Source organism: Sulfuricaulis sp., from assembly GCF_040901545.1.
Classification (GTDB): domain Bacteria; phylum Pseudomonadota; class Gammaproteobacteria; order Acidiferrobacterales; family Sulfurifustaceae; genus Sulfuricaulis.
The window spans coordinates 127,274-151,009 of sequence record NZ_JBBDYL010000004.1; the positions used below are offsets into that span (position 1 = coordinate 127,274).

Annotated in this window: 25 protein-coding genes and 1 pseudogene; 8 read left to right on the forward strand and 18 right to left on the reverse strand. The window is 54.9% G+C overall.

Features of this window, described 5'->3' with window-relative positions:
- Positions 1-3: 3 nt before the first annotated feature.
- The 3 genes from WD823_RS00765 to ppsA form a co-directional block, all read right to left on the reverse strand.
- Positions 4-1,083 (reverse strand): GGDEF domain-containing protein, encoded by a 1,080-nt coding sequence (locus tag WD823_RS00765; RefSeq protein WP_368427563.1) that lies wholly within the window; start codon positions 1,081-1,083, stop codon positions 4-6.
- Positions 1,084-1,099: 16 nt separating this feature from the next.
- The gene (locus tag WD823_RS00770) at positions 1,100-1,852 is read right to left on the reverse strand and encodes a DsbC family protein (RefSeq protein ID WP_368427564.1); all 753 of its coding nucleotides are present in this window, start codon (positions 1,850-1,852) and stop codon (positions 1,100-1,102) included.
- Between the two features lie 109 nt (positions 1,853-1,961).
- The gene (gene ppsA / locus WD823_RS00775) at positions 1,962-4,355 is read right to left on the reverse strand and encodes a phosphoenolpyruvate synthase (protein ID WP_368427565.1); all 2,394 of its coding nucleotides are present in this window, start codon (positions 4,353-4,355) and stop codon (positions 1,962-1,964) included.
- 298 nt (positions 4,356-4,653) lie between these two features.
- Here ppsA and WD823_RS00780 point away from each other — a divergent pair, with 298 nt between their 5' ends.
- Entirely contained in the window at positions 4,654-5,661 is a 1,008-nt protein-coding gene (locus WD823_RS00780) for a DUF3187 family protein (protein WP_368427566.1), read from the forward strand.
- A gap of 29 nt (positions 5,662-5,690) precedes the next feature.
- Here the strand turns inward: WD823_RS00780 and WD823_RS00785 are convergent, their stop codons facing one another.
- Positions 5,691-6,545, reverse strand: a complete 855-nt coding sequence (locus WD823_RS00785; RefSeq protein WP_368427567.1) for an NAD-dependent epimerase/dehydratase family protein — start codon at positions 6,543-6,545, stop codon at positions 5,691-5,693.
- A complete protein-coding gene (locus tag WD823_RS00790) occupies positions 6,484-6,645 on the reverse strand; it encodes an NAD-dependent epimerase/dehydratase family protein (RefSeq protein WP_368427568.1) in 162 nt (53 codons plus the stop codon). Before WD823_RS00790 ends, WD823_RS00785 begins: the two co-directional genes overlap by 62 nt.
- 154 nt (positions 6,646-6,799) lie before the next feature.
- Here WD823_RS00790 and galE point away from each other — a divergent pair, with 154 nt between their 5' ends.
- From galE to WD823_RS00825, 7 genes and pseudogenes are all read left to right on the forward strand, one after another.
- Entirely contained in the window at positions 6,800-7,777 is a 978-nt protein-coding gene (gene galE / locus WD823_RS00795) for a UDP-glucose 4-epimerase GalE (protein ID WP_368427569.1), read from the forward strand.
- 269 nt (positions 7,778-8,046) lie between these two features.
- Positions 8,047-8,334: a type II toxin-antitoxin system RelE/ParE family toxin gene (locus WD823_RS00800; RefSeq protein WP_368427570.1), complete on the forward strand. Its 288-nt coding sequence runs from the start codon at positions 8,047-8,049 to the stop codon at positions 8,332-8,334.
- A 5-nt stretch (positions 8,335-8,339) separates the two neighbouring features.
- Positions 8,340-8,654 carry a HigA family addiction module antitoxin gene (locus tag WD823_RS00805; RefSeq protein WP_368427571.1) on the forward strand — a complete coding sequence of 105 codons (315 nt, stop codon included), beginning with the start codon at positions 8,340-8,342 and terminating at the stop codon, positions 8,652-8,654.
- A 37-nt stretch (positions 8,655-8,691) separates the two neighbouring features.
- Complete coding sequence (locus WD823_RS00810; protein ID WP_368427572.1) at positions 8,692-9,255, forward strand: type II toxin-antitoxin system RelE/ParE family toxin; 564 nt, start codon at positions 8,692-8,694, stop codon at positions 9,253-9,255.
- Positions 9,252-9,530 carry a hypothetical protein gene (locus WD823_RS00815; protein WP_368427573.1) on the forward strand — a complete coding sequence of 93 codons (279 nt, stop codon included), beginning with the start codon at positions 9,252-9,254 and terminating at the stop codon, positions 9,528-9,530. The genes WD823_RS00810 and WD823_RS00815 overlap by 4 nt, the downstream gene beginning before the upstream one ends.
- Positions 9,531-9,701: 171 nt before the next feature.
- Positions 9,702-9,950: pseudogene (locus WD823_RS00820) on the forward strand (BrnT family toxin); the annotation flags it as partial.
- Positions 9,934-10,245 carry a BrnA antitoxin family protein gene (locus WD823_RS00825; RefSeq protein WP_368427574.1) on the forward strand — a complete coding sequence of 104 codons (312 nt, stop codon included), beginning with the start codon at positions 9,934-9,936 and terminating at the stop codon, positions 10,243-10,245. The pseudogene WD823_RS00820 and the gene WD823_RS00825, both read left to right, overlap by 17 nt.
- A 157-nt stretch (positions 10,246-10,402) precedes the next feature.
- Here WD823_RS00825 and WD823_RS00830 read toward each other — a convergent pair whose 3' ends face one another.
- From WD823_RS00830 to WD823_RS00890, 13 genes are all read right to left on the reverse strand, one after another.
- On the reverse strand, positions 10,403-10,798 hold the full coding sequence (locus tag WD823_RS00830) for a VanZ family protein (protein WP_368427575.1): 396 nt from the start codon (positions 10,796-10,798) through the stop codon (positions 10,403-10,405).
- 210 nt (positions 10,799-11,008) lie between these two features.
- Complete coding sequence (locus tag WD823_RS00835) at positions 11,009-12,109, reverse strand: MraY family glycosyltransferase (RefSeq protein WP_368427576.1); 1,101 nt, start codon at positions 12,107-12,109, stop codon at positions 11,009-11,011.
- Between the two features lie 317 nt (positions 12,110-12,426).
- On the reverse strand, positions 12,427-13,602 hold the full coding sequence (locus tag WD823_RS00840) for a glycosyltransferase family 4 protein (protein ID WP_368427577.1): 1,176 nt from the start codon (positions 13,600-13,602) through the stop codon (positions 12,427-12,429).
- 8 nt (positions 13,603-13,610) lie between these two features.
- A complete protein-coding gene (asnB, locus tag WD823_RS00845; RefSeq protein WP_368427578.1) occupies positions 13,611-15,590 on the reverse strand; it encodes an asparagine synthase (glutamine-hydrolyzing) in 1,980 nt (659 codons plus the stop codon).
- 9 nt (positions 15,591-15,599) lie between these two features.
- On the reverse strand, positions 15,600-16,841 hold the full coding sequence (locus tag WD823_RS00850; protein ID WP_368427579.1) for a glycosyltransferase family 4 protein: 1,242 nt from the start codon (positions 16,839-16,841) through the stop codon (positions 15,600-15,602).
- The gene (locus tag WD823_RS00855; RefSeq protein WP_368427580.1) at positions 16,754-17,656 is read right to left on the reverse strand and encodes a glycosyltransferase family 4 protein; all 903 of its coding nucleotides are present in this window, start codon (positions 17,654-17,656) and stop codon (positions 16,754-16,756) included. Before WD823_RS00855 ends, WD823_RS00850 begins: the two co-directional genes overlap by 88 nt.
- Positions 17,657-17,768: 112 nt before the next feature.
- Positions 17,769-19,031: an O-antigen polymerase gene (locus WD823_RS00860; RefSeq protein ID WP_368427581.1), complete on the reverse strand. Its 1,263-nt coding sequence runs from the start codon at positions 19,029-19,031 to the stop codon at positions 17,769-17,771.
- Positions 19,032-19,069: 38 nt separating this feature from the next.
- On the reverse strand, positions 19,070-19,984 hold the full coding sequence (locus tag WD823_RS00865) for a glycosyltransferase family A protein (protein WP_368427582.1): 915 nt from the start codon (positions 19,982-19,984) through the stop codon (positions 19,070-19,072).
- Positions 19,977-21,413 carry a polysaccharide biosynthesis C-terminal domain-containing protein gene (locus WD823_RS00870; RefSeq protein WP_368427583.1) on the reverse strand — a complete coding sequence of 479 codons (1,437 nt, stop codon included), beginning with the start codon at positions 21,411-21,413 and terminating at the stop codon, positions 19,977-19,979. Before WD823_RS00870 ends, WD823_RS00865 begins: the two co-directional genes overlap by 8 nt.
- A 32-nt stretch (positions 21,414-21,445) precedes the next feature.
- Positions 21,446-22,390, reverse strand: a complete 945-nt coding sequence (locus WD823_RS00875; RefSeq protein ID WP_368427584.1) for a GNVR domain-containing protein — start codon at positions 22,388-22,390, stop codon at positions 21,446-21,448.
- Between the two features lie 284 nt (positions 22,391-22,674).
- Positions 22,675-22,884 carry a DUF4926 domain-containing protein gene (locus tag WD823_RS00880; protein ID WP_368427585.1) on the reverse strand — a complete coding sequence of 70 codons (210 nt, stop codon included), beginning with the start codon at positions 22,882-22,884 and terminating at the stop codon, positions 22,675-22,677.
- A 10-nt stretch (positions 22,885-22,894) separates the two neighbouring features.
- Positions 22,895-23,227, reverse strand: coding sequence for a DUF6883 domain-containing protein (locus WD823_RS00885; protein WP_368427586.1), 333 nt, complete (start codon positions 23,225-23,227; stop codon positions 22,895-22,897).
- A gap of 131 nt (positions 23,228-23,358) precedes the next feature.
- A complete protein-coding gene (locus WD823_RS00890; RefSeq protein WP_368427587.1) occupies positions 23,359-23,574 on the reverse strand; it encodes a DUF433 domain-containing protein in 216 nt (71 codons plus the stop codon).
- Positions 23,575-23,736: the final 162 nt, after the last annotated feature.

Genomic DNA, 23,736 nt, shown 5'->3' on the forward strand with positions numbered 1-23,736 from the left:
CAGCTACGATGCCAACACGATGCGATTCCGTCCCGCCTGCTTGGCCTCGTAGAGCGCGCCATCCGCCTTCTTGACCAACCAGACAGCGGGATCCGGCCCGTACGATTCGAAACCATGAACGATACAGGCCAAGCCAATGCTTACTGTAACATCGAGATCGATTCCCTCCGGAATCACGAACGCACTGTGTTCCACATTCGCGCGCAGCCGTTCGGCTATTGCCGTGCCATGCACGATCGTGGTGTTCGGCAGTAGTAACACGAATTCCTCGCCGCCGTAGCGCGCCAGCACGTCGCTGCCGCGGAGATCCTGGCCCAGGATACTGGCGATCTGCCGCAGGACCCGGTCACCGACCTGGTGGCCATATTGATCGTTGACCTGCTTGAAGAAATCGACGTCCACCAGCATGCAAACCAGCGGCCCGACGTTGCGGGCCCAGCGCTCCACCTCTTCTTTGAGCCGCCGCTCGAAAAACCGGCGATTGGCGACATCGGTCAGGGGATCGGTGAGACCGTCGAGCTTAAGCCGTTCCTGATTGATGGCATTGTCAATGCATAACGCCGACACGGCGGCAAGATGCTCGAGCAGGTCCGTGGCTATTCCGGGGACAAAATGACCGCGATCCTGGCTCCCCTGATTGAGACTTCCGATCAATTCACCGCGACGGATAAGCGGTGCCAGCGCCACGGATCCGGATGCTCGTGGATCTTTCGAGAAAAGCAGGTTGTGTGTATTTTCGTCAACCGGTCCGAGTCGCGGACGCCAGGGCCGGGTGAAAAGCCCTTCCAGAATTTCCCGTGACATGGTGATGAAACCTTTTCGAATCAGTTTAGCCTCAGGACTGGCGTCTATGAGGCGAGACATCTCGTAATCGGGGTCGACACAAGCCAGGGTGACACAATCGATGCCGGAGAACGCTTCGGGGATACCGCGAGTAATTACTTTGACCAGATCGGTAAACGAGTTTGACCCGATCATCTGAACTTCAATCTGCCGGAAACCCGCCCAAATGCGCTCGTTGTCGCGCAACTGGTCACGGAGCTTCTCCCAGTTCCGATCCAGCGTTTTTTCTCCTAGTTCCATCTCCTGGCTGAATTTATCACCGCGCTGCGCTGCCCGACGTTGCGTTTTTAATCCCGAGCATTTCGAGCAACCGTGGTGCCGGGACATAACCTGGAATTATTTTACCATCGTCGATGAAAATCGTGGGAGTCCCCCGGATCTCGAGCTGGGCCCCCAATTGATGATGTTTTTCAACGGGATTCGGACAGGTTTTCATGGTCAGCTTGCCGCCGGCCTTGGCCGTCCCAATCGCTTTTACGCGGTCGGCGTCGCACCAAACGGCGACAGACCGCTTATAGCTCTCCGAGGCCAGCCCTTCGCGTGGATAAAAAAGATATCGTACCTTTACCCCCGCCCGGTTCAGCGTGGGAACGTCAAGATGAAATTTGGCGCAATAAGGGCAATCCACGTCGGTAAACACGGTCAGCGTGCGTTTGGGTTTGGCCGGGCCCATCACAATCATGTTATCTTCCCCCACCCCGTCGAGCACCTGCAAGCGACGCGTGGCGCGTCTGCCTTCGGTTATATTTTGGCGTGTTCCCACCTCGACCAGATCGCCCATAAACAAGTATTTTCCGTCTTCCGTGGTGTAGAAAATCTTGGCGTCAAACTCGATTTCGTACAGGCCGGGTGCAGGCGCGGGTTTGACGGTCGCTGTCGCGAGTTCCGGAAAGGAACGCACGAGCTCGGCTTTCACCTGCTTCAGGTCCTTCTCACCGGCGGCAACGGAACAACCGAGAATCATCGATAAAAAAACCGATAAAACGACGCGTAGCATGGAGGTATTCATATCTTCCCTGGAAATGGATGCGGATTTGTTGCGGCGCTGATGCCAGCCATACTGGCAGTATACACGGCGCAGTAACGATTAGATGGGGTTTTTGGGATTCAGTTCGAGGCTATTTCGTCATTCGCTCGGCGTCCAGCACCGTCCGCGTCATGGGGATGACGCTGTCTGGATTGAGCGATATGGAGGCGATGCCCTGACGCACCAACCAGGTGGTAAATTCAGGAAAATCCGAAGGTGCTTGGCCGCAAATACCGATGTACTTACCCATTTTCGTGGCCGCTTGAATCGCCATTTCCATGAGCTTCAGAACCGCCGGATTGCGCTCGTCAAAGCCGGTCACCAGCCCTGAATCGCGGTCGACGCCCAAGGTCAGCTGGGTCAGATCGTTGGAACCGATGGAAAAACCATCGAGGTGTTGCAAAAATTCCTCGGCCAGCAGCGCATTCACCGGCAATTCGCACATGAGGTAAATCTTGAGATCTGCTTTTCCGCGCTCAAGGCCGTGGGCGCGCATGAGATCCAGCACCTGCAACCCTTCCTCCAGGCTGCGAACGAACGGGATCATCAAGGCAACATTGGTTAGTCCCATTTGCTCGCGAACTTGTTTGAGCGCCGCGCACTCCAGCGCAAAGCTCTCGCGGAATGACTCCGAGTAATAGCGGGATGCGCCACGGAGACCGAGCATCGGATTTTCTTCCATCGGTTCGAACCGGGCGCCGCCGAAGAGAGTGGCATATTCGTTCGACTTGAAATCGCTCATTCGTACGATGACGGGTTTGGGATGGAAGGCCGCGGCGATCATGCCGACACCTTCGGCGAGGCGGTTGATGAAATAGGAACGCCGATCGCCGTAGCACGCCGTCAGCTGATCGATATGTTTCCGCTCCTCGGCGCTGAGTTTTTCGTACTCCAGCAGCGCGCGCGGATGCACCTGAATGCTGTGATTAATGATGAATTCCAGCCGGGCAAGCCCCACGCCGTCGTTCGGCAAGAACGAGTGTTCAAACGCCTGGTCGGGATTGCCGACATTCATCATCATTTTCGTGCGCGGGCGGTTTGCCGTATCGAGAAGAATTTTCTCGACCCGGAATTTCAGAACCCCTTGGTAAATTTTCCCGGTATCTCCTTCCGCGCAGTTCACCGTCACCGGCTTGCCATCGCCGATAACTTCGGTCGCATTACCGCAGCCGACAATCGCCGGAATCCCGAGTTCACGCGCAATGATCGCGGCATGACAGGTGCGTCCACCCCGGTTGGTGACGATGGCGGAGGCCGTTTTCATGACCGGCTCCCAGTCCGGATCGGTCATGTCGGTAACCAGTACTTCACCTGCTTTCAGCTGCGACATATCGGCGACATCGCCGATAATGCGCGCCGACCCGGTGGCGATGCGCCGACCCACGCTTTTTCCGGAGGCCAGCAGTTCTCCGCGCGATTCGAGGTAATAAACCTCGTATTCATTGTGCGCGTCCTGCGAGCGCACGGTCTCGGGCCTGGCCTGCAACACGTAGAGCTTTCCGTCATTCCCGTCCTTGGCCCACTCCACGTCCATGGGCATGTCGCGGCCCGCGCCTTTCGAATAATGTTTTTCGATTTTCACGGCATACCGCGCCAGCTCGATGATATCTTCATCGGTAAGGGAAAAACGCAGACGGTCCGGCTCCGGCACCTCCACGTTGCGGATGGCATGGCCGGTGCCTTTGTCTTCGGCATACACCATTTTTATCGCCTTGCTGCCGAGGTGGCGTTTCAGAATCGGCTGTTTGCCCGCCGCCAGCATGGGCTTGAATACATAAAACTCATCCGGATTCACCGCCCCCTGAACCACGTTTTCGCCCAACCCATACGCCGAGGTGATGAACACGACATCGCGAAAACCGGTCTCCGTATCCAGCGTGAACAGCACGCCCGAGGCGCCGAGATCGGAGCGCACCATTTTCTGCACGCCGATCGACAGCGCCACGATGTCATGCGCAAAACCATGATGCACGCGGTAGGAAATCGCGCGGTCGTTGTACAGCGAGGCAAAAACACGACGGCAGGTAAAAAGCAGATCTTTCAATCCGCGAATATTGAGAAACGTATCCTGCTGGCCGGCAAACGAGGCCGTGGGCAAATCCTCGGCGGTCGCGGAACTGCGGACGGCGACATCCGGATCAGGCCCGTATTCTTTTGCCAGACTTTCGTAGGCGGAAGTCATTTCCGCAACCAGCGCCGGCGGCATTTCCCCGTTCATGATCGCCTGGCGAATATCGGCGCCGGCCTGTTCCAGTTGCGCCAGGTTGCGCGAATCGAGATTTTTCAGCCGATCCCGGATTAACTGTTTCAACTTGTTATGTTCGAGATAATTCCAATAGGCCTCGGATGTGGTGGCAAAACCGTTGGGCACCCGCACCCCCTCGCTGCTCAAATGGCGGTACATTTCGCCCAAGGAGGCGTTTTTTCCCCCAACCAACGGAATGTCCTTGATGCCTAGTTCGGAAAATGGGCGGATATAGCGCATACAGTGCGGTTGACTAGCCTATGCAATCCAGAAATTAAATGTTGAATTTTTTGTCTCAGCCGGTATAAGCAAGTTTTGCAGGCTGGGAAACGGATAAATTTATTATCTTGGTGTAACTTATAGTCAACGAGCGCTCATGGCATCGGAGCGCTTATTTTTAATACTATTATCAGGTATGAACTATGCTTTTCCCGATAAAAATTTATCAGGTTCCCGACTTTACCACAATGCCGGCCGGTAATTATCCCTGTGAACGAATCCGTGGGCGAAATAACATATTAAATTGAAAACGCCAACCGTGAGTTCGTTCGCAGCCGGATTATTGCGGTATCTATCGATCATGGCCGGCGGCATGGCCATAACCGCGGCGGAAGGATCGACCGACATTATCCCGCTTTACAGTTTTAACCAGAGTCCACTCGTTCAAATATACGGTCTGCCGGCACTCGGCCCGGCGAAAGTATTGGACCAAGACAAAGTAAACGTATCAGTCCAGCTGCACGCCGCGAATAACTCCACGGTGGCGTCGAACAACGCCGAAAGTCTCGTCTTGGATGGGGAGACGCATCGACTTACGCTGGTAGCCCGTCAGGGGCTGGCCAACGGGTACGAATGGGGCGTGGAGCTGCCTTACGTCTCCCATAGCGGCGGGTTCATGGACAATTTCATCGAGGACTGGCACCAAACCTTTGGTCTGCCGCAAGGTAACCGTCCCAACACCCCGCCTAACCGGATTAATTACCGTTACATCGGAAATGGCGCCGAGCTTGTCAATGTCTCCCGTTCCACGGAGGGAATCGGGGATATCCGCCTCGCCGCTGCCGTGCAACTCGCGCGCGATCCCGGAGCAAGAATCGTGGCGTTGCGTGGCAATCTGAAATTACCCTCGGGCAAGAGCGCCGATCTGCTCGGGAGCGGCAGCACCGATCTGGCTCTCTGGGTGAGCATCGCGCCGGATCTAACAACTGCCGGTGCCTTGCGAGGTTACGGCGGGGGCGGATTACTGTTGATGACGGATGGGGACGTATTGCCGAATCAACAACGGAATTACGTGGCCTTTGGGAACATCGGCCTATCCTATCGGCTGTTCCCATCACTGACACTCAGCGCCCAATTGGACGCCCACAGTTCGTTTTATACCGGCAGCGATTTCCGGCAACTCAATGCCAACGCCGTTCAGGGGTTGCTGGGTGCCTCGTGGGAATTTGCCCCAGGGAAAAACGTGGGGCTGTCGATATCGGAGGATTTGACGATCCGCGCTTCGCCGGATTTTGTCTTGAATCTGTTCATGTCGTTTTCGTTTTAGGATTCCATCACGCCGCGCGCATGCTCATTTCAACGGCCTGATTTCAGCGCCATCGACTCGAGCAGTTTTTTGAGCCCCTGGTCGAACGGTGTGGCAGGTGCGCTCCCGAAAGTCTGCTTCAATCGCGTGATATCGGCGCAGGAATGCAGGATATCGCCGGGCCTTTCGGGTTTGTGACGCCGTTCGATTTTCTTTCCGGATAATTTCTCAAGATGGTCCAGGAGTTCGAGCAACGAGTGGCGCGTGCCGGTGCCGACGTTGAAAATCCCGCCCGCACCGTGCGATTCATCGAGCGCCTTGACGAGCAGGTCAACCAGATCCGATACATACACAAAATCGCGCGTCTGCGCTCCGTCCCCGAAAACCGTCACCGGCTGATTACTCATAAGCCGGTCGACGAAGATACTGATCACGCCTGAGTACGGTGAAGACGGGTCCTGCCGCGGCCCATAAATATTGAAAAACCGGAAGGAGGTCGCGGAAATTCCGAAGCGGTTGAAATAATCAAGCAGGCATTCTTCTCCCGCCAGTTTGTCAGCGGCATAGGGGGATAACGGGCTGGGAATGGTGTCCTCCGATACGGGAACTTCCGAGGTATCGCCATAAACGGCGGCTGAACTGGCGTAAAGCAACCGGTTGATTCCGTTTTGACGCGCCGCTTCCAGCATGTTCACCGTGCCGTCAAAATTGGTTTGATGGGTGGTAACCGGATCGTCAATGCTCGCCTGCACGGATGCCACCGCGGCCAGATGCACCACGGCGTCCATCCCACGCATCAGCTCGGAAACCAGCGCCGCGTTACGGATATCTCCCTGGATGAACTCAAGATCGCCATGCGTCACCGGCAGATTTTCCCATTTCCCGGTGGAGAGATTGTCGTACACCAATATTGTCGTACACCAATACAGTATGCCCGCGTTCCAATAAACGCTCGGTCAAATGCGACCCGATAAACCCGGCTCCACCCGACACGAATACCTGCATATCTCAAACCCCTTGCGTCATGACTCATCGTGGCGATTTACTTCCGCCCAGCCGCTTTTTTTGCAGCGGCAAGAGATCAAATCTACAATATGTTCATCGATTCCGCATCCAGACTTTGAGCACGGCAGAACAATAAAGAACCCATCGATCAATCATGAATATACTTGTGTGTGGTGGCGCCGGATATATCGGCGCGCATATGTGCATGCAGTTGGCCGCCTCCGGACATGGCGTATTCGTCTTTGACAATCTGTCAACCGGCCATGCCGAAGCGGTGCGCTGGGGCGAGCTGATCCAGGGTGACCTGACAGTCACGGGCGATCTTGATCGCGCGTTCAAACGGCAAAACTACTCCGCTGTCATGCACTTCTCGGCAAAATCGCTGGTCGGTGAATCCATGCTGCACCCGGAACTCTATTATCACAACAACGTGACCGGGACGCTGAATCTGCTCGATGCCATGGTTCGGCATGATGTAAAAGCGCTTATCTTTTCATCCAGCGCTTCGGTGTACGGTACTCCGGCGTATTCACCGATAGACGAACAACACCCCAAAGCGCCGATAAATCCTTACGGCCGCAGCAAGCTGATGGTGGAGACGATGCTTGCCGATTTCGATGCTGCATTCGGCGTGCGCAGCGTATCGCTGCGCTACTTCAACGCCGCCGGGGCCGACCCGGGAGGCGTAATCGGAGAAGATCATGATACCGAGACACACTTGATCCCCAACGTGTTGAAATCAGTGTTACAGCCGGAGGCTCACTCGCTCAGGATTTTCGGCAATGATTACGACACGCCGGACGGAACATGCATTCGTGACTACATTCACGTCGTCGACCTCTGCGGCGCGCACATGAAGGCCCTTGATTATCTATTACAAGGCGGGAAAACCGAAGCGTTCAACCTCGGCAACGGCAAGGGATTTTCCGTCCTCGATGTGATCAACGCCGCGCAAAAAGTTACCGGCCAAGATATTAACTATTCAATTCAAGCGCGTCGTCTGGGCGATCCCGCGGTACTGGTGGCATCGTCAACCAAAGCCAAAAGTACTCTAGGCTGGACACCGAAATACACCGATTTGAATAAAATAATTGAAACTGCTTGGCGCTGGCACCGGACCCAGCACGCCTGACCGTGTCTGAGCGTTTCTGAAGTCTGGCGTTTCTCTGCTGCTGTTTTTGCTGGAGAGAGGCCCGTAGGGCGGAGGGCCGCCCCAATGGATTTTCCATTGCCCGCCCCCGCCTCACGGAGTATTCTTCGCGCGCGTCTGCAGCCGGCCTCGGCTGCGTCGACTGGCCGGCGTGCTTCGGCCAGAGTGGCGTGAGTCTTCTTCTGTACCTCCGACCCTTTTCGACCGGACCGGCGCTGGCGATACTACGAGGTACATAGTACACTACACAGATGATCAAGACTTGGGCGAACCGGGCCTCGGAGCGTTTTTATACCGACGGGAAAAGCTCGCCGTACCGAGGCCTCGACGTTGAGGCGACCCAGGATCTGCTCGCGGCGCTCGACGCCGCCCAGAGCTTGCAGGACCTGAGCCCACTGAAAAGTGTGGGTCTGCACAAGCTCAAGGGCGATCGCGCCGGTCAGTGGGCCATGACCGTCAATGGCCGATGGCGAATATGCTTCCGATTCAAACACGGGGACGCCTATGTTGTGGAGATAACCGATTATCACCGAGGGTGACTGACATGCTACCGATCCATCCTGGCCGAATTCTGAAACGCGAGCTGGCCGCGCGCGATCTCTCCGCCAATCGCCTCGCGCTCGGGCTGCGCGTGCCGTCCGGACGTATTACCGATATCCTGAACGGCAAGCGCGGCGTCACACCCGAAACCGCTCTGCGGCTCGCCCGTTTCTTTGGAACGAGCGCGGACTTCTGGATGAACCTGCAGATTCGCTACGACCTGACAATCGCCAAGCAATCCATAGGCGCCAGGGTTACGGCAGAAGTCGAGCAACTAGGCTCCCCCTCTCAAACCAAAAAGCGGCACAAGGCGGCGTAACCGGGAACACCGAGGTCTCGGTGATTCTCTCGAGGCGTTGCGCGCCTTTCCGCACGAGGCGCGCCGGGAGTCCGGGTTACAACTGGACCGCGTGCAACGCGGACTCCTGCCCGAGAACTGGAAACCGATGAAGATCATCGGCTCCGGTGTCACCGAGATCCGGGTACACACTGAAGGCGGTGCCTTTCGGGTGCTGTATGTCGCCACGTTTCCCGAAGCCGTTTATGTGCTACATGCCTTCCAGAAAAAGACCCAGAAAACCGCCAAGGCCGATTTGAGCCTGGCGACAACGCGCTATAAGGCGCTGAAGGAAAGAGCGATGAAGAAACGGACCTATGCAAGCGTCTGGGATGCCCTCGAAGACACACCCGAAGCGGCCGCCAGTATGCGTGTGCGCGCGGAATTGATGATTGCCGTCCAGCGTTACGTGGAAGCGAGCGGCGAAACCCAGGCCCAGGCCGCGAAACACCTGGGGCTCACCCAGCCGCGTCTCAATGATCTGCTGCGCGGGCGAATTGAGAAATTCAGCCTGGATGCCCTTGTGAACATGTTGGCGCGCGTCGGCAGACTAGTAACCGTGAAGGTGGGAAGGGCCGCATGAAGGCTCTTGACTACCTGCTGCAAGGCGGAAAAACAGATGTCTTCAACCTCGGCAACGGCAAGGGATTTTCCGTGCTCGATGTGATCAACGCCGCGCAGCGTATTACCGGACAGGACATCGACTATTCCGTTCAAGCGCGGCGGCCGGGAGATCCCGCGGTGCTGGTGGCGTCGTCAACCAAAGCCAAAGACACCCTGGGCTGGACACCGAAATACGCCGATTTGAGCGCGATCATCGAAACCGCCTGGCGCTGGCACCGGACCCAGCACGCCTGACCGTATCTGAGCGTATCTGAAGCCTGGCGTTTCTCTGCTGCTGTTTTTGCTGGGGAGAGGCCCTATAGGGTGGGGCCTTGCCGCGGTTAAAAGCAAGACCAATCCGCCCTGGCTCTCCCGCGATACGTATGCTATACATATCCAATGCAGTTCGAGTGAGACGACGCCAAAGCAAGGGCCAACGTGCGCAAGCACGCGATCAGCTTCGCCGAGGCGATGAGTTGCTTCTACGATCCCCGGCAGGTCGCGTTCCACGACCCGGATCACAGCAAAGACGAGGAATGTGAGTTGCTCGTCGGCCACTCGAATAAAGGCAGGTTGCTGATCGTGATCTACACGATCCGCGCCGACACCATCCGTATCATCTCGGCACGGCGGGCCACCCGCCAGGAGGCAAAAGTCTATGCGCAAGGAATATAATCTCAAGAAGCTCAAGGCGAAGCGCCGGGGGATGCTGCCCGGCCTCAAGGCAGGAGGGCCGCCGCCCGCGAAGGTGCGCATCACCATCGCGCTCGATGATGACGTCGTCGAGTACTTCAAGGCCCAATCCACTCGTCCGGGGGCGCTGCCCTACCAAACCCAGATCAACCAGACACTGCGTCGGGCCATCGAGACCGGAGGGACCGATGCCGAGGCGCTCAAGACCGCGCTCCTTAAAGACAACAAGTTCCTGCGGGCGGTGGCGCGCGAAACGCGCGCGGCGACGCAGCGCTAGTGTAGTGCTTCGCAACTAAACGACCCTCGGCTGTAAGCCGAGGGGTTTCTGAAAGGTTGTCGCCTAAAGCGAATGTTCATATAAAACGTGCCCAAAAACAGGATGCTTAAATAACCTTCGGCTCATGGGCTGCGCCCATATCGCCGATCTTCTCTTCTCAGATCCTATCTGCCGGGGACGGAAATATACCTAACGCAAGCTTGTATCTCTCAAGCGCTGCGATCGTCAAACCCGCTGCCACCGCATCGAACAGAAAGTCGGAAAAGTCCGCGACACGTCCCGGCAACGCCCCCTGATGCAGTTCATCCAATCCGCCGATCGCGGACACGGTAAAAACGAGCAGCACGGGCCACCTTCCCCCCGTGCCGAACCAAAGCATCATGCTGAGCACGCCGAAATAGAGCGAATGCGCCAGCTTATCGTACGGCACGGGGACCAATCCGGCCGCAAACGGCTGGCTCCCACCCCAGAACAACACCACCACCAGCGTTGCCGCGCCGAGCAGGTAAAAAGACCGCGGCAGGCTTATTAAATACAGTCCTACCTCACGCATTACCATGCCCCCCCTTGATCAGATTTGATGGACATACCTCAAAACAAGCCGTTATTCAAAAAACCACCGCGAAGCCCAGTCAACATACCCTTAATGAGCAAATTTCCAACCGCCCAATACGAAGACCGGTAAGCTTGATATAGGCTACCTGCAATATCGTGACTTCGAAAATCTTTCGAGAACTGTTATACGCCGCTTAGAGGAGATCCTTTAAATCCTGGTATCCAGCGTGGCCGGCTTGTTTTTATTCGGATACTCAATCTTGCGTTCGGGCGCCACGGCGTTACCGGCTCTCGCGACCCGCGCGGTCGCCCAAAGATACGCGACGAACAAACCCAAGAATCCGGAGAAAAGGAGTTGTTCAGACAATCCGCTGTATAGCCCGAAAAGTCCCAGTACACCCAGCGCGATTGCCGTACCCGCAATAATGCCGACAGTTGTATTAACACCGCACCCTAAGGCCGACAATATATGGTGCATATGATCTGTCGCCGCGGTGAACGGCGGGCGCTTGGCATACAGCCGACGCACCAGGATACTTACGGCATCGATCACCGGCACCGCCAAAATCCACAAAGCGGTCACCGGCGTCATGGCGCGGCTCTCCCCCTGCGACAAGGTGATCGCGAACCACGCCAACGTAAAACCAAGGAACATACTCCCGGCATCGCCCATGAATACGAGCGCCTGTTTGCGACTCGGAAAGCGCATGTTGAACAGCAGGAATGTGCCGACTACGGCCGCCAACAGGAACAGCAGTTGCCCTTCCGTATTCCTTCCTGCCGCCATGGCGACAATACCGAGCAATAAAAAAGCCGCCAAGGCCAGACCACCGGCCAGTCCATCGAGGCCGTCGGACATGTTCCACGCGTTAATGACTCCTATCGTCGCAAAGATCGTGAAGGGAATGGCCCAGGGACCGAGTTCAATAATACCACCGCCCGTAATGGCGCCCAGATCGGTCACCACAACTCCGCCGCCTACCGTCATGATCAACGCCGCGACGAACTGCGCGGTAAATCGCGACCAGGTGGGCAGTTCGTGAAAATCGTCGAGGATACCGACAATGATGAGCAGCGTCGCCGCCGCAAAGTACGAACGATAGCCGGCGAGCGATGCATCCAGCATGAGCACGGAGAAAATCAGTCCGCAGAACATCGCGATACCGCCGATGAGCGCGACGTTCCCACAGTGTTGCTTGCGCTCGCCCGGTTGATCAACCAGCCCGATACGAAGCGCCAGCGGCCGAAGCAGCCACAGAAGCAGACAACTCACGCCGATCGCCACACCACCCGCCAGAAAGTAATTCATACCTTATTATCTCATCACAGGGCACGCAGGAGCTCCTTCCATGTCTTCATTGCGAGCGGTTTGTCATATATCCGCTCAAACCTCTCCCTGGCGTTGCGTCCCATTTCCGCACACAGGTTCTCATTGTTCGTAAGGTGTTGCAAGTGGTCTGCCAACACTGGCCATTTGCCCTGCGCAACCGCTGATCGCGACGTTCCCACTGTGCTGCTTGCGTACACCGGGTGAATCTACGAGCCCGATACGTGTTACCAGTGGTCTCGTTAACTACACCAGCGCAGCACTCACCAGCATCGCAATCGTTACCGACATAATCACTCTCATGGCAGCACCCGCGGTTCACCAACATTGTGGTCAGCTCTCATCGTGCCCGCTTCAACAGGCAGACCCGCCAACCGATAGACATCTAGCGTTTCTGAAATTACCCGCTTATCGGAGAACTCCTCGCAAGCAATCTTTCTCGATATCTTCCCCATTCTGTCTCGCAGTTGGTCATCGCGTAGCAGCATCATAATCGCATCCGCCAGAGCATGGCTATTCTTGATCGGGACGAGAACCCCGTTTACGCCATGCTTGACAATCTCACGACAGCCTGGCACATCGCTCGCTACAAGTGGTAAACCACATGCAGCCGCTTCGATAAGTGCACGTGACACTCCTTCGCGATAACTTGGAAGAACTACCAAATCGACCTGATTCAACAAGTTGTACATTTCATCACGATGACCCAGGAATTCCACGTTCTTGGCTTGGTTCCAGGCGAGCATGAAGTTGTCTTCAATCTTATCTGGGTTTTCTGTATCTTTGTCGCCGGCAATTTGGAACAGAACGTTTGGTATCGCTTTGCGCACAAGAGAGGCTGCCTCCACATACTCTGCGACACCCTTAGCTCGAAGTAGTCTCCCCACAAACAGGACTCGCTTCGGACCCGTTTTGTCCTGCGGCGAGGGTTTAAACTGCGAAACATCGATACCGGACCCACGGATCAACCTTCCCTTGTCGCCAGACAACAGGTTCTCCTCTGCATATTTTTGTCGATCATCTGTATTTTGGAATATCACATGTGTATTCCGTAATACGATTCGGTAAACGGGTCGTACTAACCACCGCAGTATTCTCGCCTTCCTTCCTTCATCGATAAAGACAAAGCCCAATCCTGTAATAGCATTGATGACAGCTCTTACGCCGGTTGCGCGGGCCGCGATAGAGCCATAAAGCACGCATTTGATGGTAAAGTGATGGACCAGCGTCGGCTGTTCGCGCCGGTAGACCCGTATCAGCCGTATCAGGTTAATCAACTCCATCAGCGGATTAAGGCCATGGCGCTTCATGGGCAAGGAGATCCAGCGAAATCCAGCTTCAACCAGTCGCTGTGAATAACTTCCGGGAGGAGAGACAAACACGACTTCAAAACCATTCGCGCGTAGCGCGGTTGCAAGCAACAGGCGAAAGTTATATAAGTACCAATCGGTATTGGCAAAGAACAATACTTTCATCGGTTCATTCAGCCTGGACCTTTCTGCACTTCCAGCCATGCCTGAAACATGAGCACGTTCCAGAGATGGTATTGCCAGTTTCGCCGACCTGACAGATGCTCGGTCCATTTCTCCCTGATGGCACCTTGATTGAAGAATCCTTCCTGACGTAGCCTTTGCTCGTCGAGCAACGATTCTGCCCATTCTTTTAGTGGATCTCGCAACCATGCATCAATGGGAACACCGAATCCGGCCTTTGGGCGTTCTACAAGTTCCTTTGGTATATATCGATAAAGCACCTGCCGCAGCAACCATTTCCCCTGGCCGTTACAAATCTTCATGGAAAGCGGTAGGCGCCACCCGAACTCCAAGAGCCGATGATCCAGGAACGGCATGCGAGTTTCGAGGCTCACCGCCATGGCTGCGCGATCGACTTTGACTAATATATCATCCGGCAAATACGTAACCATGTCCCAGTACATCATGTGCTCAGTGAACTCTGGAAAACTCGGCCACTGACCAGGATCAGTTAGGACTGTTAGAGGTTCGTTTCCCTTGATGACCAGCGACGATGGGTTTTTCCAATGTGAGACCAGACCGAGATACATCGCTTCGGGTCCGTCCATCGTCAGGATATCCCCCAACTTATGCAACTTGTCCCCGGGCTGACGAGGCTGGCCGACATTTGCCGTTATAGGGGGAATTCTTTGAAAGAAAGAGTCCCATTTTTCGGGTGTCACAGTGCGCAGAATATCCGCCGTCACCCGCCGCAAGCCCCTGGGCATCCAGCCGACCGTTTTCCAAATCTTGCGACCCCAAAAGTAGCGGTTGTAACCGGCTAACAACTCATCACCGCCGTCACCTGACAGACTCACTGTAACATACCGCCGCGCCAGACTAGAAAGCAGGAAAGTTGGAATTTGTGATGAGTCGGCAAACGGCTCGTCATACATCTGCGGAAGATCCGGGATCACGGACATTGCCTGATCCGGCGTAACATACAGCTCGGTATGCTCTGTGCCCAAATGGTGGGCCACTGCATTAGCATACATTGCCTCATCGTAACCTTCTTCTTCAAAACCAATTGTGAACGTTTTTACAGGTCGGCTGCTTTGCGCCTGCATCAGCGCCACCACCGTGGAGGAATCAACCCCGCCGGAGAGAAAGGCACCCAAAGGAACGTCTGCCACCATCTGTTGTTTTACAGAATCTTTGAGCAAAGTCTCCAATTCATTCACTGCCTCTGTACTGCTCCCACCGTACCGATTACCCATCCCTCGTCCGGCGACATCTCTAACGGACCAGTAGGCGACAGGTCTACACGACTCCTTGGCATCCCTGACAGGATCCCTCGACAGGCTCAGGATTGTTCCCGGCAGCAGCTTGCTAACTCCCTCGTAGATGGAGTGTGGCGCCGGTATGTAGTCATGTCGCATGAAAAGCGCCAGCGCATTGCGGTCTATTTCACCCCGCCACCCTGGATAGGCGCGAAGCGCTTTGAGTTCCGAACCAAATAGAAAGGTTTTGCTCATCCATCCGTAATAGAGAGGTTTCTCTCCCATTCGATCACGGACCAGGTGAAGTATCCGCTCCTCGCGATCCCACAGGGCAAAAGCAAACATACCCACGAAACGCTTGACTGCCGCTACTAGTCCCCATTGCGTAATGGCAGCAAGCATCACCTCAGTATCGGAATGACCCCGCCATGCTACCGCACCGCCATTCGTTTCCAGCTCCTGCCGCAGATTCGGAAAGTTGTAGATCTCGCCGTTGTACGCAATGACGTAACGGCCACAGGCCGATACCATCGGCTGGTGGCCATGCACAGAAAGATCAACAATGGCCAAGCGCCTGTGTCCTAGGGCGATGCCTGCATCCGCATCCTGCCACACGCCGGCATCATCCGGCCCGCGATGAACCATCATCCCAACCATCCGGGACGCGACAGCGCCTAGGTTTTCAGCCCCAGTCGCAGATCCTGTTGCTACAAAACCAGCAAAACCGCACATAATTGATGTTTAAGACATGAAATCGTAACAACGCTGCCGCTTTGCCAGATCATTGTAAAGCCGTTCGTATTTATGAGTAATAGTAGCCAGAGAAAACAAAGAACCAATTCGATCCCGCGCCGCCGTCCTTATTGCGGCCCGTTGATCCGCCGGAAGTTCCAACAGTTCTATACAAGCGTTTGCAATGGCTTCCGCATTTCCCGGTTTAACCACTATGCCAGTTCTGCCTACAATTTCTGCCGAATCACCAACATCGGTAACCACGCAGGGCACGCCGCACGCCATTGCTTCGGCCACGACATTTGGAAATGCCTCATAGGCGGAAGATGTGGAAACATAGATATTTAATGCTGCCATAATTTGGGAGATGTCGCCGCGCTCACCAAGAAGGTGAATATGCGTTTGCAAATCTAGATCATTGATCAATTCGTTGAGGGGCGTGTTGGCTCGATTAATACCGCTTCCAGCGAGCACATAGTGTAAATCCGGTTTGTGTGATCTCAGTAAAGAAGCTGCCCGCAGAAACGTATCGTGATCCTTCACGATATGGTAGCGCGCCACAAGTCCGATTAACGGAGTATTGTGCGCCACTCCTAACTCGTCCCGCAGTGCCAAACGAGACTCGCTACTTGGGCGAAATTCGTCAGTATCTATGCCGTTTGGGATATACTCCCAGCGCTTAGGACTGTAACCAATTTGCTCGTGGGTGACTTGTCCTGCTCTTGAGTTGGTGATGACGACATTCGGCAGGCGAGAGAGTCTAGCGAGTAGCCGCGATATAGCGTAGGTAATCCAAGGTCTATACGCAGTATTCAGCGCCGTACACCGCACATTCCAAGCAAGAGTTCGTACACCCGCAAGCCACCCCGCGATGAGGCCGACAAAATCCGCATGGTATAGCCATGTCTGAAGGATGTCGGGGCGCTCTGCACGCAACATCGAGACAAGTCGCCATAGTCCAAGCAGACTCATCGGGCCAGATCGCATACCAAGAGAGACCACCCTAACTCCCTTCTGCTCAAGACGCGCACCGAATAACCCATGTCCGGTCAGGGACACAACCTTTACGTCGAATCGTGACCGATCCAGTCCCGAAGCGAGCCTGTATAGCATCGTTTCAGCGCCCCCGGTGTTAAGGCCTGTTATCAAAAAGCAGATCTTGATCACCGCCCGCGACCTGCGGCCACGAGCAGCGTGTTCGCCAACTTCGGTGCAAGTACCTGGATGGAGAAGTGCTCCACTGCCACGCACCTTGCGCTTTGTCCCATCTCACGTCTAATGGACTCGCTCTCCAGTAACAAAACCAGCGAATCTACCCATTCGCGCTCGCCGACGGCACCCAATCCGACCTTATCGATATCCAGAATTTCTTTGTTCATACCGACCGGCGATACCACAACCGGAATGCCGCAAGCCATGTAAAGTAGCATCTTGTAGCTACACTTGCCGCGGGCCCACATCGAATCATCTATGGGCATTATTCCAACAGCCATCTCCTGTATACCCTTGATCTCTATCTCCGGAGCCCAGCGGAGAAATTCGGCTCGCCCTAAGGGTATCTGCTCAAAAACCGGTGCCTTATCCGCAATGATACGCAGTCGAACATGAGGCACCCGATCTAGAACCTCACGCAAGGCTGATTCGATCATATATAGATATTTGAAGTTACTGCTCGTTCCGATCCAACCGATCAGCAACTCCTTCTGTACACTCAACGCAGGGCGAAACCGATCTGTGTCCACCGCAGTAGGTATGATCGTAATCTTCTTGTTCCACTGCCCGAACTGGTCAGCCAGAAACGAGTTACCACATATCACGGCATCACAGATAGTGGCTAACTGTTTCGTATAACCACCGCGCCGGTGCAGCCAAATCGCATCGTCTACATCCAGCACCCTGGGCTGATGAGTTAAAGACTCTAGCGTTACGAAGGTAGAAAGCATTTCTCGTTGTAGCAATGTCACATCGTACGCATACGATCTCAGGACATCTGGTACGCGGGCCATCACCGACAGCATGCCCCAGAGCGGACGCACCATGCGCAGGGGTGGTGGATACACACCCATTGGGGAGCATGCTTCCTTTATCTCCACTCCTAGTGGGCGAACGGCATTGACGTATTGCCGGACCCTGAAGCGAGCACCCGGGACATTCTTTCCACCGGTTAACGCGATGCATTTAAGCATTAATTGGCCTGCCTGCACTTGACCTGACCGGCGCCGTCCTGGCTACAACCAGATACAAAAAGGAAAAGAAGATAATCGTCTTTAGAATGAAATTGAGCGCGAGAAGAAAATGCTCAGCGTGAAAGCTGAGTACAATACCTGCTGCGGCGATGGCGTACAGCATTACGGCGACAGGCAGCCCGCGCCGCGCCAATCTGAAGACCCAGGTTAGGATGCCCCCCAAAACAGCTAGGCAGAGAACAGTCCCAAACCAGCCGAAATCGAGAAAATAAGTGTAGTAGATCGTGTAGACATTGGTGTCCATCGTGGCCGAGATGTCTGTAAACTCGGCATGCAGCGAGGGAACAGGAAAGCTTGCGCCAACACTGTTTGCGGTCTCGAGAAAGAATCGGTTAACACTCTGCACGGCCTCGATACTGCCGGGGTCGAGCATGATCCGGTCAAAGGCAACCAACCCACCCAGCCAATAGTTCTGTATGACAGGCAGCAGAAAACGCGCGGACTCGACGAGCCCTCCCGTATCCATATACGCGTAGTTGACCAAGAGAAGCCCGACAGAAAAGAAAGCGAGCACCGATGTCCCACCGACAATAAGCTGCTTGGGATTGATCCGGCCGGTCTTTACCCAGGAGATGAACAGTAGCATCACAACCAGGACAACGGCATTTCCCTTCGTTCCCTCGGCCACACCGTAGATCAGGGCGATGCCAATCGCGAGATAGGCCCGCCACCGTCGCGCGCCCGTACCGTTATTCTCATAATGCATCGCCATGGCAAGGAGTAGTGAAACGATACTCAGATTACGTACCACACTGAACGTTCTTACCTGTCCACTCGCCTCAACCACCGCCTGACGCATAGTAGCAAAGTAATAAGCCGGATTACCCATATCTAATTCACCAGCAGCCTCTTTCAAATACATTGGTAATCCGAGCAAGGCGACCGCCAAAACGATATCCAGAACGAAATAGAAGAATGGACGTCTGATGCCCAAGTTTGCCAGCGACCTCTTAGCAACTATCGGGATGCACACGTCGGTAAAGATGGCACCCAGCGTAAACGCCACCGCCCCAAGGAGATACAGAAACAACGTCTGGTCTGACACCGGATACAGGGTATCACCCGAAAACATCAACCCGGCCACACTTGCGCACCATACCGCCGCATACAATGCCGCAGGCGCAAGTAGTGACCGGTTCCAGTAATAATTCAGCGCCAGCAGCATCGCGAGCGCAAGGACTACGACATAGATCAAACTACCTCCTCCTCGCATGGCTTATGCGTCATCTGTTGCTAAACACCGGTTAGCCGTCGCTGATCGAGCTTGTAGGCGAGATAGCCCAGCGGCAGCAACATTAGAATGAGGGAAGTACGACTCGCACCAGCCGCCAAGGCTCTTCCGCCTAGTCCCGCATGAAACGAGAAACGAATGTAGTTGATCAGTGCCTTGATCTTCCATGCAGTGGGTACCGGTAATGAGGAGTACTCAGCATAATACAACCTTGCACCTTTAGGATTTCTTGCTCGTATTGCTACAGAGGAGGCACTAAGACCATCAGTATGCCATTTTTTGCGCACCAACATTTCGTTGACAAACCGCGTTTTATACCTCTGCGACAAACGATTCCATACAATGCCTTCCGATATAAAACGTTCACCCTCGATCTCGGGGAACGGGCATTGCCTCAACAGTGCGGTCTGATTTACGCCACATCGCTCTGCGAGCGAGCGATATTTTATCTGTATATCGAGTCGCGCTATATCCAATACATCCGCAGGAAAATACTTTCCCAGGATACTGCCGTCTTCATTCATACAAAGCGCAGTGACAGTTGAATACTCTTGTTTCTGTTCCTCGGGAATTGATGCCCAATGATAGTTGAATCGTTCCAGCGTCTTCGGCACGCAACTGTCGTCCGAATCAATGATGAAAAACAGCTTTCCACGGGCTTCTCGCACGCCGCAGTTGAAGGCCACATGCTTTCCCCGATTTTCCTGATAGATATAGCGGATAGGAAATCCTGCCTCCGTCTGCCAGGCGCTCACAAGATCGGAAGTATCGTCGGTCGAGCCATCATCAACAACGAGCCATTCAAAATCTCGAAGCGTCTGCGCCTGCAGACTCCGATATACGTACGGCAAGGTGTAGCCTCTATTGAAGGTTGGCGTGAATACCGTGAAGGTGTAGTGGGATTCTTCTTCACGCATATTTCCACTTTCTTTCCACAAAGGCGCCGACCTTCTTCCGAAATCCTCCGGCGTTCAGCAACCAAAGGAAAAAGATGTACACGGTTGCACCACAGATAACTTGCATGACCAAAGCTATTGGACCCCGGAACGAAATGATGGGCCAGAGACTCAGCGCCATCACGGCTGACGCCAGCAGGAGCTTGTAGGTGTCCCTCGGAGGCATTGGCACGACAAAAACTTTCCTTACCAGTAACATGCTTGCGCCTAGTCCTACGGCAAACGCGGCTATTGTCGCGTAAGCGGCGCCAACAAGCCCAAACAATGGAATCCACCACAGGTTTAACAGAATATTTGCCAGTGCCGCACCCATCACACTCCACAGCAGTCTGTGAGTGGCGCGCGCCAACTGAAACCCCAGATCGACATAAAACGATTTGATTCCAGAAAGTAATACTGCAACCGCAATCAACGGAATAACCAGAGACGCGTCCTTGCTAAAGGCTTTCCCGAGAATGACATTGCCAATATTGTCGGACAACATGCACAAACCGGTAACAGCCGGAACCGCGATGCCGAGCAACAGAAACGCGCTCTTTCTCAGCCGCTCCCGAGCTGCATCTGCACCGCCGTCTTCCATCGCCCGGACAATCAAAGGGGACGCCGCCAGGTTTACGACCGACATTAATAACCCGACGGACTGCTGAGCCAGATCGTAACCGGCTGCGTACACACCGGCCGCGCCAACGCTCATAAGATATCCCAAGAGAAACCGGTCCGAACTGCTCACCAGGAAGTTAAGAAAGAACAGTATCGTGAGCGGAAAGCCATAACTGCCCAGGTTCAGGAGCACTCTGCGGTCCACTCGCCTCAGGCGCACGCCAATCCACTCGCCCCATCCAAAACTCACTGATGCCAAAAACAAACCTGCCAACAACCCCAGCAAGGCGCCAGTCGTCCCATAACCAAGAGCGATCAGAATCGTTCCCAAACCGAGGGCTATACCCGCCTTAAGTGCGGAGATCGCCCCGTAACGAAGCGGGGCGAATTTGCTTCTAGCCACGGCAAGGTTCAGCTCAAACCATGCCTGCACCCAAAGCATGACAACTCCCAGTCCAATCAGCCAGCGCAGAGTTTGGTCCTGCCGAAAATACAGGACAAGGACGCCGCCAAGTATTGCCGTAAGCCCCACCAACCAGAGGAAGACATGAGCAACTGCCTCAAACAGTTCCTGGTTGCTACCGCTATGTGCGGGAAGAAAGCGTTCCACACCCAAAATGAGCCACGAGAAAAACACAGCGTTCAACAAGCTTACAGCAGCGATGACTATTGCGTACTGCCCATATTCGTCTGTGCCCAGCAACCGGGTATAGAGCGCTATCGCCAGTAAATTGATAACTGCTGGGAATCCACGTGCCAGAAGATAAAGTGCACTATGTCGAAACAACATCGGAATTGATCAATTTTTAGATCTGTAATGGCCTACCGCAGCGGAGGATCCGTTTGCACCCCGCGCCTGCCTTTAGCGTTACGAATAAGCACAACAGACACCGCAAACATCAAACCAATCAGGAAGCCCATCACGATCATTAGTATCCGTTTTGGTCTAATTTTTCTCTCAGGAATAACTGCCGCATCGATTACTTTAAATGCATATTCTTCACGTGTGCTAGCGACCATCTTCTTCTTCGTCTGTGTCTCGATGAGGCGATAAATAGCTTGCTGAACTTCCACCGAAGTTGTCGTTGGCAACTGTTTTCCCAAATAAGCAATACTCTTCTCGGCATCCTCAATCGCTTCCGTCCGAAGCCGGGTGTTCACGTGCCTGGTGAAATCGTTAGCCCACTTCGCGGCGAGAGCCGGGTCTGTCCATTCGACGATCAGTGTCACCAACCCCGTTCGCTTGTCCAGATTGACCCGGCGGATATCCTTGTCCCAGAGTTCGAACGCCTTCCACTCGGTTGGCGCGTCAGCGCTGTCTTTCCACTGTTTCTTCGCGTCATCCCACTTGCTCGCGAACAGGACGGGCATCAGGTTTGCTTCCTTTATATAGGCCACCGACAACACCCGGGACTTGAAGGCAGCAATGTACTCGGCAGTCTTGTCCTTGCTGGGACCCACGTTGATGCCGGCCAGTGCCGCCAGGTCCCCGTATTGGCTGGCTATAGCGCTGAGGCCCTCGCTTTTGTCTTGCGTCACCGGCGCCAACAGCACTTCCGCCCGGTAGACCGGGGGCAACAGGAAGGCGATCAGCAGCGCAGTGAGGGTGCTGGCGGCGGTGATAATGCCGATCAGCTTGCGGTGCTTGACGAGCACTCGCCAGTATTCGCTCCAGTTGATCGGCTCTTCCGGCGGGTAGACCACGTAGGGAGGTGGATAGCCGGGATACGGCGGCGGAGTCTGGGATGGCGGTTGCTGCTTGGTCACTGTTTAGGAGTCCACCATTGGAATTTCGAGATTCTTACAGATCTCGCGCACGAGAAACTCGTTGATTTCGCGTTAGCGCGGCACACTCGACGCCTTTTTTGCATCGCCGCGTTGAAGCAGACCGAACGTTTCGCGACTTCGCGTAGCAAGCGACAACCGTGAGTTTCGAAGTGTCGAACGAGATCGCATCATTTCACGCGACGAGTCGAAACGGTTCGCCGATCACCTCGACACCACAAAGTTCTTCCTCGGAACGCGCAGGTCCAGGAAGTGGGTGCGAACGCTCAGGCGGCCTCCTCGACCGGTCCGTGATGGAGAATCATCAGCTTGTCTTCCGGCACGGCAAGAGACGCATACGTCCGCCCCTCCAAATCGGCAAACTCCACCTCGAATACGTCGGGACCAAGCGTCTCGACAATCGTTCCTACTTGACCGCATTGGAGATGCCTTTCTGGCATGTCCTTTGTCAATGCCACCACATCCAAGAGCTTCATGACTAGATCCTCACAAAACGAAACAGCTCGTCACGCGCGGGAAGTCTTCGCCGCGCCGGATTATCCAGGCGGAGCGAATCCGCGCTTCCTGATGGCCACGACGCATGGCAAAATCCACCACGAATCGCTGACCATGCTCGTCGCTTTGCCCCGGGATCGCATTGCCCGAACGGGCGGCGCCAAGCAAGGCCTCCTTAAGGTCTTCCGCCTCCGCGGCGGTCAACCCGAGCGCGGCAAGAAATAGCCGCGCTTTGTGCCTTCCCTCCGGGTGTTCTTTGTTCAAACAGTAGTTCCGCAGCTTGGAAAGATCAACTACCGCGTGCTCGCCGTTTGGAAGTCTCACTGTCTATGCGAACCAAATCGCCAGATCATCGGCCCACGCGTCCGTGTACCGTCTACACATCTGGAGAGTTTTCTGGCCGGTGACCGTGTGATGTCCACATCGGCATCAACGAGAAATCGTAGCGGCGGCATTCAAGGCGCGCGCACTTGTTCTTCCGTGAGCCAGGCAGCGTATTCGATCGCTTGCTGGATATCCTCGCGTGTGAGGTCGGGGTAACCCTCGAGGATCTCCTCGAACGATGCCCCGTGGGCGATTTGACGCACGATCACCGAAACGGGTATACGCATACCACGAATGCAGGCCCGCCCGCCCATGATGTTGGGGTCGAAGGTAATACAATTTAACATGGCTAGCCTCCTTCACTAATTCTACATCGCCGATGCCTGCTTGTCGCACCATTCTACCGGCGCCGCGATGCTTAACGCCGCAATCCGCCGAATGCCGGTGCTCGAATGGCCGACCAACCCGGTACGCTCGTTCCGCGTGACCTGACGAACTTCTTTGTCCTA

Bases quoted from the DNA above. Each gene is read 5' to 3' on its own strand.
- WD823_RS00855 (WP_368427580.1), bottom strand. From the start codon at position 17,656: ATGGGTGTGTATCCACCACCCCTGCGCATGGTGCGTCCGCTCTGGGGC.
- WD823_RS00865 (WP_368427582.1), bottom strand. From the start codon at position 19,984: ATGCGTGAAGAAGAATCCCACTACACCTTCACGGTATTCACGCCAACC.
- WD823_RS00880 (WP_368427585.1), bottom strand. From the start codon at position 22,884: ATGAAGCTCTTGGATGTGGTGGCATTGACAAAGGACATGCCAGAAAGG.
- WD823_RS00825 (WP_368427574.1), top strand. From the start codon at position 9,934: ATGCGCAAGGAATATAATCTCAAGAAGCTCAAGGCGAAGCGCCGGGGG.
- asnB (WP_368427578.1), bottom strand. From the start codon at position 15,590: ATGTGCGGTTTTGCTGGTTTTGTAGCAACAGGATCTGCGACTGGGGCT.
- WD823_RS00890 (WP_368427587.1), bottom strand. From the start codon at position 23,574: ATGTTAAATTGTATTACCTTCGACCCCAACATCATGGGCGGGCGGGCC.
- WD823_RS00815 (WP_368427573.1), top strand. From the start codon at position 9,252: ATGAAGGCTCTTGACTACCTGCTGCAAGGCGGAAAAACAGATGTCTTC.
- WD823_RS00790 (WP_368427568.1), bottom strand. From the start codon at position 6,645: ATGCAGGTATTCGTGTCGGGTGGAGCCGGGTTTATCGGGTCGCATTTG.
- WD823_RS00770 (WP_368427564.1), bottom strand. From the start codon at position 1,852: ATGAATACCTCCATGCTACGCGTCGTTTTATCGGTTTTTTTATCGATG.
- WD823_RS00765 (WP_368427563.1), bottom strand. From the start codon at position 1,083: ATGGAACTAGGAGAAAAAACGCTGGATCGGAACTGGGAGAAGCTCCGT.
- WD823_RS00835 (WP_368427576.1), bottom strand. From the start codon at position 12,109: ATGAATTACTTTCTGGCGGGTGGTGTGGCGATCGGCGTGAGTTGTCTG.
- galE (WP_368427569.1), top strand. From the start codon at position 6,800: ATGAATATACTTGTGTGTGGTGGCGCCGGATATATCGGCGCGCATATG.
- WD823_RS00870 (WP_368427583.1), bottom strand. From the start codon at position 21,413: ATGTTGTTTCGACATAGTGCACTTTATCTTCTGGCACGTGGATTCCCA.
- WD823_RS00805 (WP_368427571.1), top strand. From the start codon at position 8,340: ATGCTACCGATCCATCCTGGCCGAATTCTGAAACGCGAGCTGGCCGCG.
- WD823_RS00840 (WP_368427577.1), bottom strand. From the start codon at position 13,602: ATGAAAGTATTGTTCTTTGCCAATACCGATTGGTACTTATATAACTTT.
- ppsA (WP_368427565.1), bottom strand. From the start codon at position 4,355: ATGCGCTATATCCGCCCATTTTCCGAACTAGGCATCAAGGACATTCCG.
- WD823_RS00830 (WP_368427575.1), bottom strand. From the start codon at position 10,798: ATGCGTGAGGTAGGACTGTATTTAATAAGCCTGCCGCGGTCTTTTTAC.
- WD823_RS00800 (WP_368427570.1), top strand. From the start codon at position 8,047: ATGATCAAGACTTGGGCGAACCGGGCCTCGGAGCGTTTTTATACCGAC.